Below are 1358 nucleotides of genomic sequence, written 5' to 3'. Positions count from 1 at the left end.
CCCGGGCCGACCGCCTCGGCCCGCGCGATGCCGATGACGCGCTGGACGAGGTGATGGCGATGGTTGCCCGTCGCTTTCCGTCCTGCTGCGCGCAGGACCGGCTGGCCGTGGCGATGCGCTGATCGCGGGGCGCCGCGCCGCACTGCGGGGGTGATCGCGTCGCGCGGCCTGGGCCCGGCGGCGGAACGTCCGCAGGTATCGCGCCCTGCGGCTGGGGCGCTTGGGCGCGCGCATCCATCATCCGCAGCGGTCAGGCAGGGTGGGGACGGTGCCTGCCCCGGCCCGGCCGCGGCGCGCGCACATGGCCAGCGCCGCGCGCCGCCCGATCAGCGGATGCACCCGGTCGCCGTAGACCAACGCCAGATCGGCCAGCGCCGGAAATCCCGCCACTACCCCGCGCACGCGCCGGATCGCCGCCGCGATGCGCAGCCGCGCGGGCATCGCCAGTGACGCCAGCGCCTGCCGCCCGGGATACAGGCTTTCGACCGCGGCGCCTGCGGCAAAGACCACGGCATGGCAGTCCAGCAGCACATGGTGATAGCTGACCGCGCGATGGCCGCCCGCCACCCGCACACCGGCAAGCCCGGCCTCGGCCAGGTGCCGCGCGCGCACCAGCACCGTCTGGCCATCCGGCCCGGTCATCGCCACCGCATGCTGCGGTGACAGCCGCAGCGGGCGCGTGTTGCAGATGGCGCCGGTGGCAAAGCGGATGGGCATCAGCCCCGGTCGTGCCGCCAATTCGGCCGGCGTGATGCGGCGCGCACCCGACCAGATCACGGGCCGCAGACCACGTGTCGTTTGCACCAGATCACCGGGCAACAGCGCCTCGACCGGGCGCCAGCCGCCGGGGGTCAGGATCGGCGTGCCGCGCACGAAGCAGGGAATGCCGATCGCGGCCATCTCCTGCTTGCTGTCCACCTCATCGGGGCGAACCCCCTGCAGCACCACGCGTTCGCCTTCGGGGAACACCAGCACCGCATCACCGGTGCCGTCGCCGTTGGTATCGGTGACCACCACGTCGCGCCAGGTGATCGCGTCACCCGAGGCGTTGCGCAGGTCGCTGACATCCAGCTGGTCGGCGGTGCGCCCGTCTTCCCGCGTCATGTCGAAATCGGTGACCGTGTCGGCGCCCGACCCGCGGTCAAAGTCGAACAGGTCGTTGCCCGCCCCGCCCGACAGGCTGTCGTCGTCCGCACCGCCCTGCAGCGTATCGGCACCCGAGCCGCCGAACAGCGCGTCGTTCCCGGGCCATGCCGGGAGGGAGACCGAGGTGGCCCCCGTCGAGCAGCCCGATGGCGCGAAACCGGCGTTGCAGCGGCACCAGGGCCCGCACCGTCGCTGACACACCGGTGTAGCGG

General features: G+C 73.3%; 1 protein-coding gene. It reads right to left on the bottom strand.

The window, feature by feature from the left end; translation table 11 throughout:
• Nucleotides 1-237: 237 nt before the first annotated feature.
• The coding region (locus ACLD7X_RS16815; RefSeq protein ID WP_411424836.1) for a Hint domain-containing protein at nt 238-1358 on the bottom strand (1121 nt) is incomplete at its 5' end.

The organism is Aphanothece microscopica RSMan92 (assembly GCF_046613545.2).
Taxonomy (GTDB): Bacteria; Cyanobacteriota; Cyanobacteriia; order PCC-6307; family Cyanobiaceae; genus NIES-981.
This window is presented reverse-complemented; position numbering and strand designations above follow the sequence as displayed.